At 45.1% G+C, this 16,461-nt stretch carries 20 protein-coding genes and 1 tRNA gene; 16 read left to right on the forward strand and 5 right to left on the reverse strand.

The window, feature by feature from the left end; genetic code table 11:
• Window positions 1-40: 40 nt before the first annotated feature.
• From HL061_RS11395 to gatC, 5 genes are all read right to left on the reverse strand, one after another.
• A complete protein-coding gene (locus HL061_RS11395; protein ID WP_252962844.1) occupies window positions 41-1,279 on the reverse strand; it encodes an integrase arm-type DNA-binding domain-containing protein in 1,239 nt (412 codons plus the stop codon).
• Between the two features lie 161 nt (window positions 1,280-1,440).
• A tRNA-Pro gene (locus tag HL061_RS11400) sits at window positions 1,441-1,517 on the reverse strand.
• Window positions 1,518-1,631: 114 nt separating this feature from the next.
• Window positions 1,632-3,158 carry an Asp-tRNA(Asn)/Glu-tRNA(Gln) amidotransferase subunit GatB gene (gene gatB, locus HL061_RS11405; protein WP_252962845.1) on the reverse strand — a complete coding sequence of 509 codons (1,527 nt, stop codon included), beginning with the start codon at window positions 3,156-3,158 and terminating at the stop codon, window positions 1,632-1,634.
• On the reverse strand, window positions 3,158-4,654 hold the full coding sequence (gene gatA, locus HL061_RS11410) for an Asp-tRNA(Asn)/Glu-tRNA(Gln) amidotransferase subunit GatA (RefSeq protein ID WP_071003134.1): 1,497 nt from the start codon (window positions 4,652-4,654) through the stop codon (window positions 3,158-3,160). Before gatA ends, gatB begins: the two co-directional genes overlap by 1 nt.
• Window positions 4,655-4,735: 81 nt before the next feature.
• Window positions 4,736-5,050 (reverse strand): Asp-tRNA(Asn)/Glu-tRNA(Gln) amidotransferase subunit GatC, encoded by a 315-nt coding sequence (gene gatC, locus HL061_RS11415; protein ID WP_071003135.1) that lies wholly within the window; start codon window positions 5,048-5,050, stop codon window positions 4,736-4,738.
• Between the two features lie 626 nt (window positions 5,051-5,676).
• Between gatC and HL061_RS11420 the strand changes: the two genes are divergently transcribed.
• The 16 genes from HL061_RS11420 (at window position 5,677) to rpsQ (ending at window position 16,352) form a co-directional block, all read left to right on the forward strand.
• Window positions 5,677-6,705, forward strand: coding sequence for a rod shape-determining protein (locus HL061_RS11420; RefSeq protein WP_083328938.1), 1,029 nt, complete (start codon window positions 5,677-5,679; stop codon window positions 6,703-6,705).
• Between the two features lie 231 nt (window positions 6,706-6,936).
• On the forward strand, window positions 6,937-7,791 hold the full coding sequence (gene mreC / locus HL061_RS11425) for a rod shape-determining protein MreC (protein ID WP_071003139.1): 855 nt from the start codon (window positions 6,937-6,939) through the stop codon (window positions 7,789-7,791).
• A 132-nt stretch (window positions 7,792-7,923) separates the two neighbouring features.
• Window positions 7,924-8,409 (forward strand): rod shape-determining protein MreD, encoded by a 486-nt coding sequence (gene mreD, locus HL061_RS11430; protein WP_071003141.1) that lies wholly within the window; start codon window positions 7,924-7,926, stop codon window positions 8,407-8,409.
• Between the two features lie 74 nt (window positions 8,410-8,483).
• A complete protein-coding gene (locus HL061_RS11435) occupies window positions 8,484-9,170 on the forward strand; it encodes a Maf family protein (RefSeq protein ID WP_071003143.1) in 687 nt (228 codons plus the stop codon).
• 120 nt (window positions 9,171-9,290) lie between these two features.
• Window positions 9,291-10,895 carry an Rne/Rng family ribonuclease gene (locus HL061_RS11440; protein ID WP_071003145.1) on the forward strand — a complete coding sequence of 535 codons (1,605 nt, stop codon included), beginning with the start codon at window positions 9,291-9,293 and terminating at the stop codon, window positions 10,893-10,895.
• A gap of 408 nt (window positions 10,896-11,303) precedes the next feature.
• Complete coding sequence (rpsJ, locus tag HL061_RS11445; protein WP_010196670.1) at window positions 11,304-11,615, forward strand: 30S ribosomal protein S10; 312 nt, start codon at window positions 11,304-11,306, stop codon at window positions 11,613-11,615.
• A 49-nt stretch (window positions 11,616-11,664) separates the two neighbouring features.
• The gene (gene rplC / locus HL061_RS11450; RefSeq protein ID WP_071003147.1) at window positions 11,665-12,303 is read left to right on the forward strand and encodes a 50S ribosomal protein L3; all 639 of its coding nucleotides are present in this window, start codon (window positions 11,665-11,667) and stop codon (window positions 12,301-12,303) included.
• A 14-nt stretch (window positions 12,304-12,317) separates the two neighbouring features.
• Window positions 12,318-12,920 carry a 50S ribosomal protein L4 gene (rplD, locus tag HL061_RS11455; protein ID WP_058025577.1) on the forward strand — a complete coding sequence of 201 codons (603 nt, stop codon included), beginning with the start codon at window positions 12,318-12,320 and terminating at the stop codon, window positions 12,918-12,920.
• Window positions 12,917-13,267, forward strand: a complete 351-nt coding sequence (rplW, locus tag HL061_RS11460; RefSeq protein ID WP_071003149.1) for a 50S ribosomal protein L23 — start codon at window positions 12,917-12,919, stop codon at window positions 13,265-13,267. The genes rplD and rplW overlap by 4 nt, the downstream gene beginning before the upstream one ends.
• 11 nt (window positions 13,268-13,278) lie before the next feature.
• A complete protein-coding gene (gene rplB / locus HL061_RS11465) occupies window positions 13,279-14,106 on the forward strand; it encodes a 50S ribosomal protein L2 (protein ID WP_058025575.1) in 828 nt (275 codons plus the stop codon).
• 12 nt (window positions 14,107-14,118) lie between these two features.
• Window positions 14,119-14,394: a 30S ribosomal protein S19 gene (gene rpsS / locus HL061_RS11470; protein WP_010196682.1), complete on the forward strand. Its 276-nt coding sequence runs from the start codon at window positions 14,119-14,121 to the stop codon at window positions 14,392-14,394.
• Window positions 14,395-14,404: 10 nt separating this feature from the next.
• On the forward strand, window positions 14,405-14,734 hold the full coding sequence (rplV, locus tag HL061_RS11475) for a 50S ribosomal protein L22 (protein WP_058025574.1): 330 nt from the start codon (window positions 14,405-14,407) through the stop codon (window positions 14,732-14,734).
• Between the two features lie 3 nt (window positions 14,735-14,737).
• Window positions 14,738-15,466, forward strand: coding sequence for a 30S ribosomal protein S3 (rpsC, locus tag HL061_RS11480; protein WP_240365368.1), 729 nt, complete (start codon window positions 14,738-14,740; stop codon window positions 15,464-15,466).
• A gap of 3 nt (window positions 15,467-15,469) precedes the next feature.
• Complete coding sequence (rplP, locus tag HL061_RS11485) at window positions 15,470-15,883, forward strand: 50S ribosomal protein L16 (protein ID WP_025644399.1); 414 nt, start codon at window positions 15,470-15,472, stop codon at window positions 15,881-15,883.
• A complete protein-coding gene (gene rpmC, locus HL061_RS11490; RefSeq protein WP_025644397.1) occupies window positions 15,883-16,080 on the forward strand; it encodes a 50S ribosomal protein L29 in 198 nt (65 codons plus the stop codon). Before rplP ends, rpmC begins: the two co-directional genes overlap by 1 nt.
• Window positions 16,077-16,352 (forward strand): 30S ribosomal protein S17, encoded by a 276-nt coding sequence (rpsQ, locus tag HL061_RS11495; protein ID WP_021813375.1) that lies wholly within the window; start codon window positions 16,077-16,079, stop codon window positions 16,350-16,352. The genes rpmC and rpsQ overlap by 4 nt, the downstream gene beginning before the upstream one ends.
• Window positions 16,353-16,461 lie beyond the last annotated feature (109 nt).

The following is a 16,461-nucleotide window of genomic DNA, read 5'->3' on the forward strand; positions in this document are numbered from 1 at the left end:
GGTCATTATAGTATCATATAGTGATACTAACAACGGTTATTTAGCCTAGCTTTTGTTTCTGTCCTTTAAAGTCTGCACGGATCACATTATCTAGTTTGCCAGCATAGGCATCATCAATGAAGTTTGCCCACTGGTTCATCATGTCTATTCTGTACGGTAGGTGCTGTGCTCCGTTGTATGCCTTGCTGATCTTGTTTTCTTTTTCATGTGCTAGCTGTAGCTCTATTGCTTCGTGCATGTATTCCTGTTCATGTAGGGTAGTGCTGGCAAGTCCACGGAAGCCGTGCCCAGTCATGCGCCCTTTATAACCCATACGCCATAGGGCAGTGATAAAAGCGTTTGTACTGTATGGCTTACGGGTTGATGGATTAAAGAAAACGTACTGATCCGAAAAACCTAGCGCCTTGATCTGCTCTAAGATAGCCATTGTTTGTGGTGCTAACGGTACTAGGTGCGGTCTGTCCATTTTCATTTTTTCGGCTGGTATGCGCCATACCTTAGCTTTATAGTCGATCTCGCTCCACTCCATAAAGCGCAATTCTTGCGTTCTTACAAACGTATAGCACATAAACCATAAACCTAGCTTCACCAGTAGATCACCCTCGTAGGCGTTAATATCTTGTAGTAGCTTTGGTAATTGCTGGCTGGTCACACGGCTATGGTGCTTCACCTTATGCGGTTTTAATGCTTCGGTTAGGTCGTTGGCTGGGTTATGGGTTACTAGCCCTTCACGTATTGCTTGCTTGAATATCTGCCCCGTTTGACGCATTGCACGCCTTGCCATATCACTAGCGCCCCGTGCTTCGATAGCTTTACCAATAGCCAAAATATCAGGCGCGGTTATGTCATCTATATTCATGTGACCAATGACGGGCTTAATATCGCGCTGGTACTGTGAGTAATCACGGCTGTAGGTAGTAGGGGCTATATGTGCCTTGCGGTCATCATGCCAACGCTGGGCTATGTTATCGAACGCCTTTGATCCGTCATTGTCTGCCTGTTGTCGCTTCTTATCATGCTTAGGATTGATGCCTTGCGCTATCAAGTCTTTTATCTGTTGGTTACGCTGGCGTGCATCGGCAAGGCTCATTGCTGGGTATTTGCCAATAGTCAGGCTTTGGCGCTTATCGGCATATTTATAGTCACATACCCATACCTTACTGCCTGTACTACGCACCCATAAGCGTAGGTTATTACCATCACTATATTTGTCAGGTCGGCTAGGGGTGCAAGTGTCGCTAGGCTTTAAGCGTTTGATTTGGCTATCAGTTAAAGGCATGACGGTATATTTCCATGACGGTATAAAATATACCGTAAAATATACCGCATTATTACATGGATTACCATGTTTTATGATGGGCTATAGTGTAGGGCTTATAGCTTGAAACGCCCATAAAAAAAGGGCAGACGGTCAATGACGGTCTGCCCTAATATGTTGTTTGGTCGGAACGGCAGGATTTGAACCTGCGACCACTACACCCCCAGTGTAGTGCGCTACCAGACTGCGCTACGCCCCGAATGACTGACTATTTTACGCAAAATTATGTATATTGCAAGGGCTATTTATATTAGTCAAAATCTACAATACCATTCTGCCTAGCATAGTCAGTCTAATTGCTACGCTGCTCGTGTTAACCTAACAATTCTTTTAGAATTTGGTTCACTTGCTGCGGGTTCGCACTACCGCGACTGGCTTTCATGACTTGACCGACCAAACCGTTAAAGGCTTTTTCTTTACCGCCGCGATATTCTTCGACCATCGCTTCATTTTTTGCGATGACGTCTTCGACCATGGCTTTGATAGCGCCCGTATCAGTCTCTTGCTTGAGGCCTTTTTCTTTGATGATCTTATCTGCTGCGTCATCATCATTGCCACCTTCGCGCTCATATAGCGCACTAAAGACTTTTTTGGCCAATTTGCCAGATAGCGTGTCATCTTTGATACGTTTTAGCATACCAGCCAACTGCTTGGCGCTGATAGGAGAGTGGGTGATGTCTTTATCGTCTTTGTTGAGTGCGCCGAGTAAGTCGCCCATGACCCAGTTGCCAGCCATTTTGGCATCTGCTTGCCCAACTTCTGCGACCACATCTTCGAAGTAATCAGCAATCTGACGACTGGCCGTTAGGATGCGAGCGTCATATTCTGACAGACCCAGCGCTTCTTCAAAGCGTGCACGGCGAGCGACGGGCAGCTCTGGCATTGCTGCTTTGATCGCGTCAACGGTATGCTGCTCGATACGGACAGGTAGCAAGTCAGGATCAGGGAAGTAGCGATAGTCGTTGGCGTCTTCTTTGGTACGCATGGTGCGTGTTTCATCGCGCTCTGGATCATATAGCATGGTTGCTTGTACGACTTTGCCGCCATCTTCTAGGATGTCGATTTGACGCTCGATTTCACGATTGATAGCACGTTCGATAAAGCGGAAAGAGTTTAGGTTTTTTAGCTCAGTACGGGTACCAAGCTCAGCGCCTGGCTTGCGTACAGAGACGTTGCAGTCACAGCGGAATGAGCCTTCAGCCATCACAGCGTCTGAGATACCGAGCCACGTGACCAGCTGGTGAATGGCTTTGATATAAGCAAGCGCTTCATTGGCAGAGCGCATGTCTGGCTCAGAGACGATTTCGATCAGCGGCGTACCCGCACGGTTCAAATCCACACCTGTCATACCATCGACGGCGTCATGGACAGATTTACCCGCATCTTCTTCTAAATGTGCGCGGGTAATACCCATACGTTTAGGATATTCGTTTTTCTCGCCTTCGTTGACCACGACATCGATATAGCCTTCACCCACGATAGGATTGGCCATCTGAGTGATTTGATAGCCTTTAGGCAAGTCAGGGTAAAAGTAGTTCTTACGATCAAACGTATTAAACAGACCCAGCTCAGCATTGACACCGATACCGAATTTTAGCGCGCGATCGACCACGCCAGCATTTAATACTGGCAATACACCAGGTAAGCCTAAATCGACGATACTGGCTTGGCTGTTTGGCTCATGACCGAAGTCAGTTGGCGCACTTGAGAATATTTTGCTTTCTGTATTCAACTGGCAGTGAATCTCGATACCGATGACCACTTCATAGCCATCGACAAGTAGCTCTTTACGCACGGCGTGCTCGCGGACGGCACTGTTATCAGTAGTAGCTGTACTCATTATACCGTCTCCTTTGCGATGGTAGAGTGTTGTAGATGATGGTCGGTATGCTGCTGGAACAAATGCGCAGTCGTGAGCAATTGACTCTCTTGCCAGTGTTTACCGATTAATTGCAAGCCAATAGGTAGGCCTTCTGTCGTCAAACCTACTGGCTGACTGAGCGCAGGTAGACCCGCTAGGTTGACCGCGATGGTATAAACGTCGCCTAGGTACATGGTCGCAGGGTCGAGGTCTTCTGCCAGCTTATAAGCTGCGGTCGGCGCGGTGGGACTGGCGATGACGTCACAATTGGCAAAAGCATCATCAAAGTCTTTGACAATTAAGCGGCGGATTTTTTGTGCTTTAGTATAGTAAGCATCGAAGTAGCCAGCAGATAGCGCATAAGTCCCCGTCAAAATACGGCGCTGTACTTCAGGGCCAAAGCCTTCAGAACGTGAGCGCGTGTATAGATCGATCAGATCCGTTGGGTTTTCACAGCGATAGCCAAAACGTACGCCATCGAAGCGTGATAGGTTCGAAGACGCTTCGGCAGGTGCTAGCATATAATAGGTGGCGAGCGTGATCTCAGGGTCAGTGATGTTTACTTCTACAATCGTTGCGCCCAGCTCTTCGTATTTCTTTAAAGCGGCACGTGCTGCTTGTTCGACTTCGCTATTAAGCCCTGTACTGAAATATTCTTTAGCCACACCAATACGCAAACCGTCAAATGGCTTATCACCAGCCGCAGCCTCTGCATCATTGATGTCTTGTACGTAGTTAGGTATGTCGTATTTGATAGAAGTGGCATCGCGCGGATCGTGCCCAATCATTGGCTGTAGCAAATAAGCACAATCTTTAGCGCTGCGTCCCATGCTACCAGCTTGATCCAAGCTTGAGGCATAGGCAATCATACCAAAGCGTGACACACGGCCATAAGTCGGTTTGATACCGGTTAGGCCACAGAATGAAGCTGGCTGACGAATAGAGCCACCCGTGTCACTACCGGTAGCAACAGGGACAAAACCTGCGGCAACGGCAGCGGCACTACCACCTGATGAGCCACCAGGGACGCGCTCTAGGTTCCAAGGATTGTGTACGGTGCCGTAGTATGAGCTACTGTTGTCTGAGCCCATCGCAAACTCATCCATATTGAGCTTACCTAAGCTAATCATGCCAGCTTTGTCGATGTTAGAGACGATAGTCGCGTCATATGGTGAGACAAAGTTATGCAGCATCTTAGAGCCACAAGTCGTTAATACGCCTTGGGTACAAAAGATATCTTTGTGCGCCATCGGTACGCCAAGTAGTGGACGCTGATCGCCTTGTGCACGCATCTCGTCAGCGGCTTTTGCTTGTGCACGTGCTGTCTCAGAAGTATGCGTGATAAAACTATTGATTTTGCCATCTAGCGCATCGATACGCTTGATGTAATGCTCGGTTAATTCTGCGCTGCTAAATTGTTTGTCTTGCAAGCCAGTAATTAGCTGCTCGGTACTTAATAAATGAAGTTCAGACATAAGGTGTCTTCCGTCAAAATGTGAATAGCATAAAATAAAATAGGATAATGGCAAATGCGTGGTTGTATTATTCAGCCACTATTATTCAATCACCTGAGGTACAAGGTATAAGCCATCTTCAACGGCAGGCGCGACTGACTGATTGCGCTCGCGATTGATATCGTGTTTGGCTACGTCAGCACGTAACTCTTGGCAAGCCTCATGGATATTGGCTAGTGGTTTGATGTCTGTTGTATCAACGTTAGATAAGGTATGCATCAATTTTAATACTTTACTGATATCGGCGGCATAGCTATCGGCCGTGCTTTCATCGACACCCAAGCGTGCAAGGTTGGCAACTTCTAGGATTTCTTCACGGCTGACAGTGTTGTCAGACGTTGCTGATTGCTGAGACATAGTTTCTCCAGTTAAGGACAGTTTTTGTTAGAGTAGGGATAAGGCAAATATATAAGCGCTCAAATGTAATTGGCTATAAAGTTGGCTTATTATAAAGCATCTGACCCAAGTTTACAGAGTATGAGGCTTGATTGATGCACAATATCAATCAACATCCGTATCAATCAGGGCAGAGTGCCGGCATAGCAATACGCAAATACTTGCAAAACTGACCGCATAATTCATGATTGATTTTCAATTGCTTCCCAATTAGGTTCTAAAATACGTTACAGTATGCACCTACTACTAAGCAAAACAATTATGTGCCTGTAGAACCTTGTTAGTTATCACATTAAAAGCAGTTTCATTGAGTTGAATGATAGTCACTACTATTTCAAACTTTGTAACAACTTTTAGCGTCTCAGACAAAAATCCTTGCTTACTGATGCAAATACCTATGTTTTTTTTGAGCTAAATCGGTATAATTTAGCTCAGTTTTTCATTTCATCATTATTGCTTAGGTTTGACTGGTTGCGATGATTTACTTTCGCTCCCGTTAATGTCTAACGACGACCTGCTCAACACTGACGAGTAACACCTCAGTCAATCTCATTCGCCTCATTCGTAAGACGCTGGATATATTAGTCATGAACCTGTTTGGATTTTTATCAAATAATATCGCTATCGACCTCGGTACTGCGAACACCCTTATTTTTATTCCTAATAAAGGCGTCGTACTTGACGAGCCTACGGTGGTCGCATTACGAAGCAATCGTACTCAAAACCCGACCGTCGCTGCTGTGGGTATCGATGCCAAGCAAATGCTGGGTCGTACGCCTGCCAATATCACAGCGATTCGCCCGCTAAAAGACGGTGTGATTGCTGATTTTGAAGTGACGCAAAAAATGCTAAAACACTTCATCACTAAGGTAAAAGCCAAGCGTTTTATGGCACAGCCTAACGTGGTGGTTTGTGTACCATGTAAGTCCACCTTGGTTGAGCGTAAGGCGATTCGTGAGGCAGTATCATCAGCAGGCGCGAGCAAAGTATTATTGCTAGAGGAGCCAATGGCTGCGGCTATCGGTGCTGGCATGCCTGTTCATGAAGCCAGTGGTTCTATGGTCGTCGATATCGGTGGTGGCACCACTGAGATTGCTGTTATCGCGCTATCTGGCTGCGTCTATGCTGAGTCTATCCGTATCGGTGGCGATATGTTTGATGAGGCGATTATTACACATGTGCGCCGTACGCATGGTTGTGTGATCGGTGAGACGACCGCTGAGCGCATCAAAAAAGAAGTTGGCTCTGCATTGAATGAAAATAGCCAGCTAGAAGTAGAGGTTCGTGGTCGTAGTATGGCAGAAGGCGTACCAAAAACCTTTATCGTCAATTCAGAAGAAGTACAAAAAGCATTGACTGACCCACTAAGCGGTATTGTCAGTGCAGTCAAAGTCGCTCTTGAGCAGACACCGCCAGAGTTGTCATCAGACATCGCAGAGCGCGGTATCGTATTGACGGGTGGTGGCGCATTGCTACGCGATTTAGATAAGCTTATCTCACAAGAGACGGGCTTACCAGTGACGGTAGCAGAAGACCCATTAACCTGCGTTAGCCGTGGTGGTGGTATCGCCCTTGATTTCATCAATAACAAAAGCTTGAATATGATTTTTGTCTAAACAGCTTTTGCTCATGAGCATGATTTCCTTGTTAGGATACCTATAATGCCTCATGGTTTATGCATCAATCATTGATGTAGCCGATGCGATGATAAGTAAATAACATTAAAGGTAGCCGACTGCGCTGCCTTTAATTGCATTAATCCATGCTAGAACCCAATATCACCGATAAACATTTATGCTCTAAATAAGTGCTATTGCTCATTTTAGAATTCTTAAATCAGACGACTTATGACTACAAGTATCTTTGCGCGCCAAGCGTTATCACTTCGTAAGACTGCCATTGTATTGATAGCAGCCTTAATTCTGATGTGGTTTGATAGCAAAAATTCGGAATGGTTCAATCCAGTACGTAGTACCAGTCATGCTGCCATGCAGCCTATTTATGAGATGTCTTTATTACCGAGCTATGCCAAGCATTGGGCGAGTGGTAGTTTGCAGTCAAAAGAAGCGCTGCGCCGCGAAAACATGCAGCTAAAATCGCAACTCATTCATGCACATGCCAAACTGCAGCAACAAGATTATATCTTGGCGCAAAACGCACGCTTGCAGGGGATTTTATCCACCACGAAGCCTGAGCAGTTTGATCTCAACTTAGCTCAAGTCATTGGTACAGATACCAACTTACTCAGACAGATTGTTGTGCTCAATAAAGGCAAGCAAGATGGTGTACAAGTCGGACAAACGGTTATCGATGAAGATGGTATTTTAGGACAGATCATTAACGTCTATCCTAATACGAGCCGTTTGTTATTGATTACAGATGACCAGCAGTCAGTGGCTGTCACTGTCAAACGTACTGGTCAGCGGGCTATTGTGACAGGCCAAGGTATCCCATCTGCACTGAGCCTAAACTATGTTTTTAAGACTTCAGACGTGCGCGTGGGTGATGAGTTGGTATCATCTGGTTTGGGTGGGCGAATTCCAGCGGGCTATCGTGTTGGCCGTATTGCTCACATCAAAGATGGGCAAGCGGATAACTTTAGAATCATTGAGGTCACGCCTTCTGCAAACTTTATTGACAACGCTTATGTCTTGATATTACAAGACAAGATACTCACTAAGAGTAAGAGCAGTAGTCAATGAATTCTGATGTCATAACGTTTTAACCAATAATGCCAGCTGCCTTTTTTATCAAAATTTTGCCTATCGTACTATCTCATTATTACCCAATGCATCCTATAACAGCGGTCGCTACACAATCGAAGGTAAATACTCATGTCGTATCCTGATTCTGAGAATTCAACGGCACTGTTGATTGTGGTCATTGTTCTAAGCTTTATCATTGCTTCATCGCTCAATGTCTATCCGTTAAGCCCAAGTATGGCAACATTACGGCCCATGATTATGATTATGGTGCTGATATATTGGCTACTGTTCCAGCCGCGCTATGTGGGTATCTTTACCGCATTTACTATTGGGCTTATTACAGATTTGCTGATGGACACCCATCTAGGACAGCAAGCCTTTGCCGCTGTCGTGGTGGCACTAGTGATCAAAATTACTAGTATCTATGTTAGACAACTAAATACCATCAGCGCATGGTTGATAGCCAGTTTAGGATTAATTGTTTTTCAGCTAAATTTATGGATGCTGCAGATGTTTATCCAAAATACCTTTATCGCAAAATCTGCTTTGTCGCTTATGATGAGTATCATCAGCTGGCCACTTGTCTTACTGGCTCTACGCAAGTTTGCGCGTTAATGGTATTTATTAACTTATATGCAAAATATCTAAAAAATACATACCTCATAAATCTGTAAATAAAGAGAAGAGCGATGGATATCATTTTAGCGTCTGGTTCGCCGCGCCGTCGAGAGCTACTAGCAAGAGCACAGTTAGATTTTAGAGTATTGAGTGTAGATATTGACGAAACGCCGCAAGATGATGAATTACCCAAAGACTATATTGAGCGTATGGTCGCTACCAAAGCCATGGCTGCCATAGAGCAACTAAACGGCACATTAGAAATCGATGAGAACGGTACCAACGAATTAATTATCATTTTGACCTCTGATACCATCGGAGTGTTACCAGATGGCAAGACAGTACTGGTCAAACCGACCGATCGTGAGCATGCTTATAGCATGTGGCAGCAGATGTCAGATAATATCCATGAAGTATGGACTGCCGTACAAGCCACCAAAATACAGCGGCTACCTAAAGGAACAGAACACAATGCATCAAAGCGCACTCAGGCATTTCAAATTATCGACCAGCAGCAAATTACTGAGCGTACAGCAGTAACCTTTATACCATTGACTACAGAGATGATGAGCAATTATTGGGACAGTGGAGAGCCTGCTGATAAAGCGGGTGGCTATGGTATTCAAGGTTTAGGTGCTGCTTGGGTCAGCCGTATTAACGGCAGTTACACCAATGTCGTTGGATTGCCACTGGCGCAAACGCTGGCCTTAATCAAAGACATGACAGAAGGCAGTGAGGATATCGTTGACCCGTTATAATTATATATGCACATAATGACACGGTAGGGCAATGGGCAAGAGCAAGGCGCATTTGTTACACTGTCAATCTAATAGACGATGACCGTCTGATAAGAAAGCTGAGAGATAAGAGAAAAAACTATGTCCGAAGAGCTGCTGATTAATATTAGTCCAATGGAATCCCGTGTTGCGGTTTTAGATAATGGCATCTTGGGTGAGATTTATATTGAGCGACATCACAAACTGGGTTTGGTCGGCAATATTTATCTGGGCACAGTCGTACGTGTCCTTCCAGGCATGCAGGCAGCCTTCGTTGATATCGGTCAATCGCGGACAGCGTTTTTACATGTCAATGATATGCAGCGTGAGCCTCGCCCAGTTGCAGAAGACAAAAGCAAAGCCGCTACAAATGACAAAAAAGATAATAGTGACAATAGCGCCATCTTAGAAACATCCACGGATGGCTTAGCAGTCACGCCACCTGTTGTCAGTGCTCAAAGTACGGAGGTCGTGCCTGTTTCTAAGACCTTGATTCAGCATCGATTACACGAAAGCCAGCGTATCTTGGTACAAGTCACCAAAGACCAATTAGGCAGTAAGGGTGCTCGCTTAACGACCAATATATCGTTGCCATCTCGCTATCTGGTTTATCTACCATCAAGCGATCATATCGGTATATCACAGCGTATTGATGGTGAAGAAGAGCGCACGCGTCTGAAAACTGAGCTTAGTAGCTTAATGCAAACGGTCAATCTAAAAGGTGGACTCATCGCTCGTACTGCCGCCGAGCGTGTTCCTGTAAACAAGCTAGAAGAGGATATTTATTACCTGTTGCAGCTGTGGCGTACCATCTGTGCTCGTCGCCAAGAGATCAATCATCACCAAAGCTCAGAGCTGATTTATCAAGAACTATCGCTACCACTGCGCTCTATTCGTGACTTGGTACATGCTGATACCGAAAAAGTCATCATCGATAATACGCAAGTTTATGAACAAGTCAGATACTTTGCCAAAGAGTTTGTACCGTTCATTTACGATAAAATCGTGCATTATACGGCAGAGCAGTCACTGTTTGACGTGCATCGGGTTGAAGATGATTTACGTGACGCATTGAAACGTCGTGTTGACTTGAAGTCTGGTGGCTATCTGATTATTGACCAAACAGAAGCAATGACGACGATTGATGTTAATACAGGCTCTTTTGTAGGCGGTCGCTCATTAGAAGACACCGTTTATAAGACTAATCTAGAAGCCACACATGCCATCGCACGTCAGCTGCGCCTGCGTAATCTAGGCGGCATTATTATTCTAGATTTTATCGATATGCTAGAGCAGCAGCATAAGGATGATGTACTAGAGAGCTTACAGGCGCAGCTAACCCAAGACTATGCCAAAACCAAAATTACGCAGGTTAGTGAACTTGGCTTAGTGGAGATGACGCGCAAGCGCACGCGTGAATCCTTGGGTCAGCAGCTTTGTGAGCCGTGCTCAACTTGCCAAGGTCGTGGGTTCGTTAAAACCGCAGAGACCGTTTGCTTTGAGATTTTCCGTGAGATCATGCGCTGCGCCCGTACTTATAATTCTCCTAAGAAATTCACAGTAGTGGCTCATGCGGCAGTCATTGATTTATTGCTGACATCAGAGTCAGATACAGTAGCAGATTTAGAGTATCTACTGGGTCGAGTGATTACATTTGACGTAGAAAATCTATATACCCAAGAGCAGTATGATATTGTTTTGGACTGAGATTACTGAGCCTACTGCCAGAGACTTGTTACAAGTATCTTGACCAACAAAACAGTTTTCTGAAAATTGAGGTCTTTAATTACGTCAGATATTGCCCTTGCAATACCTAAAATACTCTGTATAATACACACCACTGAATTATATATGCGCAGCTGACTAAAAAAGCTGGCGCTATGACAGCTGGAGCATCGTTTCTGGCACTATTTCATTATGCCTTTGCTGACATCCATTATAGGAGAGTTGGCGGGGCTTTAAACTATTTTGCTTTTGGCACGCTATAAGTTCGGATAAAGAACTCATTCTGGTTAAGAACAGAAGGCCGCTTTAAGTGAATATTTAACCAAACTGCTTTTGATCATAGTCTTGCAAACCAAGAATGACGAAAGCACATATTAGGAGCTTGCTGGCATGGCTAACCAGAGAATCCGTATCCGTCTTAAGTCTTTTGATCATCGTCTGATTGATCAATCTGCACAAGAGATTGTTGATACTGCAAAGCGCACCGGTGCGCAAGTTTGTGGTCCTGTACCGTTGCCGACTCGCATTGAGCGCTTCAACGTTCTAACCTCACCACACGTTAACAAAGACGCGCGTGACCAGTACGAAATCCGTACTCACAAGCGTATGGTTGATATCGTTCAGCCTACTGACAAAACTGTGGATGCGCTAATGAAATTAGATTTAGCGGCGGGTGTTGACGTCCAAATTGCTTTGGGTTAATGCACATTACACACCCAACCCATTAATATAAGATATAAAGAGGTCTAAAATGGCGATCGGTTTAGTCGGTAAAAAATGCGGCATGACCCGTGTCTTCACTGAAACAGGCGCATCTATTCCTGTAACAGTGGTTGAGGTCGATGCAAACCGCATTACTCAAGTAAAAAATACTGATGTAGATGGTTACCAAGCCATCCAAGTCACCACAGGTACCCGTCGTGACAGCCGCGTAACTGCTGCACAAAAAGGTCACTTCGCGAAAGCTGGCGTTAAAGCTGGTCGTGGTGTTTGGGAATTTCGTGTCAACGATAGCGATCTTGAAGGTCGTGAGGTTGGCGGTGAGATTCTAGCTGACTTGTTTGAACAAGGTCAGATGGTTGATGTGACAGGACAAAGCAAAGGTAAAGGCTTCCAAGGTCCAATCAAACGTCACAACTTTAGTATGCAAGATGCTACTCATGGTAACTCAGTGTCTCATCGTGCACATGGTTCAACTGGTCAAAACCAGTCACCAGGTAGAGTATTCAAAGGCAAAAAGATGGCGGGTCAGATGGGTAACAAGCGTGTTACTGTTCAAGGCCTAGAAGTGATTTCGGTTGATGCCGAAAAAGGGTTACTTGTCATCAAGGGTGCTATCCCAGGTGCCACCGGTGGCGATGTTATCGTACGTCCGTCAGTCAAAGCCTAAGCAAGGGGATTAACGTGGATTTAAAAACAGTTACAGGTGCAGCGGTTGAGCTTTCTGATACGGCTTTTGGTCGTGAATTCAATGAAGCATTAGTGCACCAAGTCGTCACCGCTTATCTAGCTGGTGCTCGCCAAGGTACACGCGCTCAAAAAACCCGTGCCGAAGTTTCTGGCGGTGGTATCAAGCCATGGCGCCAAAAAGGTACTGGTCGCGCTCGTGCGGGCTCTATTCGTAGCCCAATCTGGCGTTCAGGTGGTCGTGCATTCGCTGCAAAACCACAAGATTGGTCACAGAAAGTAAACCGTAAAATGTATCGCGGTGCGATGCAGTGCATCCTAGCAGAATTGATTCGTCAAGAGCGTCTGATTTTGGTAGAAGAGTTGAGCGTTTCTGGGCCGAAAACTAAAGAACTGATTGCAAAGCTAAATGAGCTTGATGCACCACGTGCATTGATCGTCACCAAAGAAGTTGACGAAAACTTATACTTAGCTGCTCGCAACATTCCGCACGTCAATGTACTTGGTACAAACGAAGTGGATCCAGTGAGCTTGATCGCATTTGATAAAGTGATCATGTCAGTTGAAGCTGCGAAACAATTTGAGGAAGCACTAGCATGAACAACGCAAGACTTTATCAGGTCTTAAGAGGGCCTGTATTCTCAGAAAAATCTCAAATGCTTGGCGACTCACTTGGTGTGCAGGTATTTAAAGTTGACTCTAACGCTACTAAGCTTGAAGTCAAAAAAGCAGTTGAGTTGATGTTTGAAGGTGTTGAAGTTACTAAAGTAAACACTTTGAATGTTAAAGGTAAGACAAAGCGTTTTGGTAAAAGCATCGGCCGTCGTAACGACTATAAAAAAGCCTATGTTACCTTAAAAGCTGGTCAAGATGTACAAATGGCTGATGCTGGTGAAGAAGTCGCAAACACGACTGCCTCTACTAGTGAAACAGCGAATAACGAATAAGGATTACACTCATGCCTATCGTAAGAGCAAAGCCAACATCACCAGGCCGTCGTTTTGTTGAAAAAGTGGTGCATCCACACCTTTATAAAGGTCGTCCTTATGCAGCGCTTCTAGAATCAAAAAGTAAGTCAGGTGGTCGTAACAATAATGGTCGTATTACTACTCGCCACATTGGCGGTGGTCATAAGCAACATTATCGCATTATCGACTTCAAACGTACTAAAGACAATATCCCTGCTGTGGTAGAGCGTATTGAATACGATCCTAACCGTACTGCACATATTGCATTACTTAAGTATGCTGATGGCGAACGTCGTTACATCATCGCTGCTAAAAAACAAGCAGTTGGCGATACAGTAATGTCAGGCGAAACATCTCCAATACGTCCAGGTAACTGCCTACCGCTAAAAAACATCCCATTGGGTACTGTGATTCATAATATCGAACTTAAAATCGGTAAAGGTGCACAGATGGCTCGTTCTGCGGGTGCTAGCGTTCAGTTATTAGGCCGTGACGGTATCTACGCTATTTTACGTCTACGTTCAGGCGAAACTCGCCGTGTACACGTAAACTGCCGTGCTGTTATTGGCGAAGTTTCTAACACTGAAAACAACTTGAAATCACTTGGTAAAGCTGGTGCTTCACGTTGGCGTGGTGTTCGTCCTTCAGTTCGTGGTGTCGCGATGAACCCGGTTGATCACCCACATGGTGGTGGTGAAGGTCGTAACAAAGGTCGCCATCCAACTAGCCCTTGGGGTCAGAAGTCTAAAGGACTTAAAACGCGTCATAATAAGCGTACTGACAACATGATCATCCGCCGCCGCGCCAAGAAGAAATAAAGGAAGAATTTCATGCCTCGTTCATTGAAAAAAGGTCCATTCATAGACGCGCACTTATTTGCTAAAGTTGAGAATGCATTAGACACCAACTCACGCAAGCCAATTAAAACTTGGTCGCGCCGCTCGATGATCCTACCACAAATGGTTGGCCTAACTTTATCTGTCCACAACGGCCGTACTCACGTACCGGTTATCGTCAGTGAGCAGATGGTTGGTCATAAACTAGGTGAATTTGCCCCGACTCGTACGTATCGTGGTCATGGCATTGACAAAAAAGCTAAGAGATAAGGTGCTTACCATGGAAGTAACTGCAAAATTACGCGGTGCCGCCATATCGGCACAAAAAGTTAGACTCGTTGCTGATGAAGTTCGTGGCAAATCTATTGAGCGTGCTTTGGATATCCTAACGTATAGCAATAAAAAAGGCGCTATCTTTGTTAAGAAATGTCTTAACTCAGCCATCGCCAATGCCGAACATAATCACGGCCTAGATATTGACGACCTAAAAGTCGCTACTATCTATGTTGATGAAGGCATTACGCTAAAACGTATCCTACCACGTGCCAAAGGTCGCGCTGATCGTATCAGCAAGCGTACTTGTCACATCACTATAAAGGTAGGAGAATAAGTTATGGGTCAAAAAGTACATCCAATCGGAATTCGTCTTGGTGTTGTAAAAAAGCATAACGCAAACTGGTATGCTGATCCTAAACAATACTCAGAATACCTAATCAACGATATCCAAGTCCGTGAATATCTACGCAAAAAGCTAGATAACGCAATGATCAGCAACATCATGATCGAGCGTCCTACTGGCGCTGCTAAGATTACTATCGCCACTGCGCGCCCTGGTATCGTTATCGGTAAGAAAGGCGAAGATATCGAAAGACTTCAAAAAGAATTGACCAAAATTATGGGCGTACCTGCTCAGGTCAACATTGAAGAAATCACGTCACCTGATCTTGATGCACGTTTGGTAGCAGACGGTATCGCAAGCCAGCTTGAGCGCCGTGTCATGTTCCGCCGTGCGATGAAACGCGCTGTACAGAACAGCATGCGTTCTGGTGCTAAAGGTATTAAAGTTGAGCTGTCTGGTCGTCTTGGCGGTGCTGAGATTGCTCGTAGCGAATGGTATCGTGAAGGCCGTGTGCCCTTGCATACACTTCGTGCTGATATTGACTATGCGTCAATTCGTGCAGAGACAACTTACGGCACCATCGGTGTTAAAGTTTGGATTTTCCGCGGAGAGATCCTTGACGGTATGAACAGTGTTTATAATCCCGTCAAAGAAGAGCAGACTCGTGCGCCAAAACGCCGTGGTCGCGGAAACGGAAACCGTCGAAACTCAGACAGAGGTTAAACTATGTTACAGCCAAAACGTACCAAGTTTCGTAAAATGCATAAAGGTCGTAACACTGGGCTAGCTCATCGTGGAAGCACCGTTGCATTCGGACAAATTGGTCTAAAATCATTGACGCGTGGTCGTATGACAGCCCGTCAAATCGAAGCAGCACGTCGTACCATCACTCGTAAAATCAAGCGTGGCGGTAAGATTTGGATTCGTGTATTCCCAGACAAGCCTATTACCAACAAACCATTAGAAGTACGTATGGGTAAAGGTAAAGGTCCAGTTGAGTACTGGGTATGCGAAATCAAGCCTGGTAAAGTGCTATATGAAATTGAAGGGGTATCTGAAGAGCTTGCTCGCGATGCATTAACGCTTGCTGCAGCAAAACTGCCCTTTAAAACTACCATTGTTAAGCGGACGATAATGTAATGAAGATCAGTGAATTACGTGATAAATCATTAGAAGAACTGACCCAGTTACTTGATGAAAAGCAGCTTGATGCTTTCCGTATTCGTATGGCTAAAGCAACTGGTCAGTTGGGTAATACCCATGAAGTACGTGCCAATCGTCGTACGATTGCTCAGCTTCAGACTTTGATTAACGAGAAACAACGAGGCGACTCATGAGCGATAACAATCAAACAGCTACCAATGCTAGCGTATTGACAGGACGAGTTGTCAGCGACAAGATGGACAAGTCCATCACAGTTTTGATTGAGCGTCTGGTTCGTCATCCTTTGTATGGCAAGCAGCTTCGTCGTTCTACTAAAATCAAAGCACATGATGAGAACAATGTTTGTCAACAAGGCGACCTTGTCCGCATCAAAGAAACGCGTCCAATCTCAAAAACTAAGTCTTGGACTTTAGTTGATGTGGTTGAAAAAGTAGAAAAAATCTAAGTAAATTGCATTAAAAGCCAGAAGCTGTTAAAATAGCCGCCTTTTTAAGGATGCTGATTGCGCCCGTCGCATATCACTCACATTAAGAGTAAGCTGCGGTTATTTATAT

This window comes from Psychrobacter sp. PSP, assembly GCF_024085615.1.
Classification (GTDB): Bacteria; Pseudomonadota; Gammaproteobacteria; order Pseudomonadales; family Moraxellaceae; genus Psychrobacter; species Psychrobacter pacificensis.

What these genes read in the sequence shown, in the direction of transcription:
- HL061_RS11395 (WP_252962844.1), bottom strand. Translation starts at nt 1,279, where the DNA reads ATGCCTTTAACTGATAGCCAAATCAAACGCTTAAAGCCTAGCGACACT.
- gatB (WP_252962845.1), bottom strand. Translation starts at nt 3,158, where the DNA reads ATGAGTACAGCTACTACTGATAACAGTGCCGTCCGCGAGCACGCCGTG.
- gatA (WP_071003134.1), bottom strand. Translation starts at nt 4,654, where the DNA reads ATGTCTGAACTTCATTTATTAAGTACCGAGCAGCTAATTACTGGCTTG.
- gatC (WP_071003135.1), bottom strand. Translation starts at nt 5,050, where the DNA reads ATGTCTCAGCAATCAGCAACGTCTGACAACACTGTCAGCCGTGAAGAA.
- HL061_RS11420 (WP_083328938.1), top strand. Translation starts at nt 5,677, where the DNA reads ATGAACCTGTTTGGATTTTTATCAAATAATATCGCTATCGACCTCGGT.
- mreC (WP_071003139.1), top strand. Translation starts at nt 6,937, where the DNA reads ATGACTACAAGTATCTTTGCGCGCCAAGCGTTATCACTTCGTAAGACT.
- mreD (WP_071003141.1), top strand. Translation starts at nt 7,924, where the DNA reads ATGTCGTATCCTGATTCTGAGAATTCAACGGCACTGTTGATTGTGGTC.
- HL061_RS11435 (WP_071003143.1), top strand. Translation starts at nt 8,484, where the DNA reads ATGGATATCATTTTAGCGTCTGGTTCGCCGCGCCGTCGAGAGCTACTA.
- HL061_RS11440 (WP_071003145.1), top strand. Translation starts at nt 9,291, where the DNA reads ATGTCCGAAGAGCTGCTGATTAATATTAGTCCAATGGAATCCCGTGTT.
- rpsJ (WP_010196670.1), top strand. Translation starts at nt 11,304, where the DNA reads ATGGCTAACCAGAGAATCCGTATCCGTCTTAAGTCTTTTGATCATCGT.
- rplC (WP_071003147.1), top strand. Translation starts at nt 11,665, where the DNA reads ATGGCGATCGGTTTAGTCGGTAAAAAATGCGGCATGACCCGTGTCTTC.
- rplW (WP_071003149.1), top strand. Translation starts at nt 12,917, where the DNA reads ATGAACAACGCAAGACTTTATCAGGTCTTAAGAGGGCCTGTATTCTCA.
- rplB (WP_058025575.1), top strand. Translation starts at nt 13,279, where the DNA reads ATGCCTATCGTAAGAGCAAAGCCAACATCACCAGGCCGTCGTTTTGTT.
- rpsS (WP_010196682.1), top strand. Translation starts at nt 14,119, where the DNA reads ATGCCTCGTTCATTGAAAAAAGGTCCATTCATAGACGCGCACTTATTT.
- rplV (WP_058025574.1), top strand. Translation starts at nt 14,405, where the DNA reads ATGGAAGTAACTGCAAAATTACGCGGTGCCGCCATATCGGCACAAAAA.
- rpsC (WP_240365368.1), top strand. Translation starts at nt 14,738, where the DNA reads ATGGGTCAAAAAGTACATCCAATCGGAATTCGTCTTGGTGTTGTAAAA.
- rplP (WP_025644399.1), top strand. Translation starts at nt 15,470, where the DNA reads ATGTTACAGCCAAAACGTACCAAGTTTCGTAAAATGCATAAAGGTCGT.
- rpmC (WP_025644397.1), top strand. Translation starts at nt 15,883, where the DNA reads ATGAAGATCAGTGAATTACGTGATAAATCATTAGAAGAACTGACCCAG.
- rpsQ (WP_021813375.1), top strand. Translation starts at nt 16,077, where the DNA reads ATGAGCGATAACAATCAAACAGCTACCAATGCTAGCGTATTGACAGGA.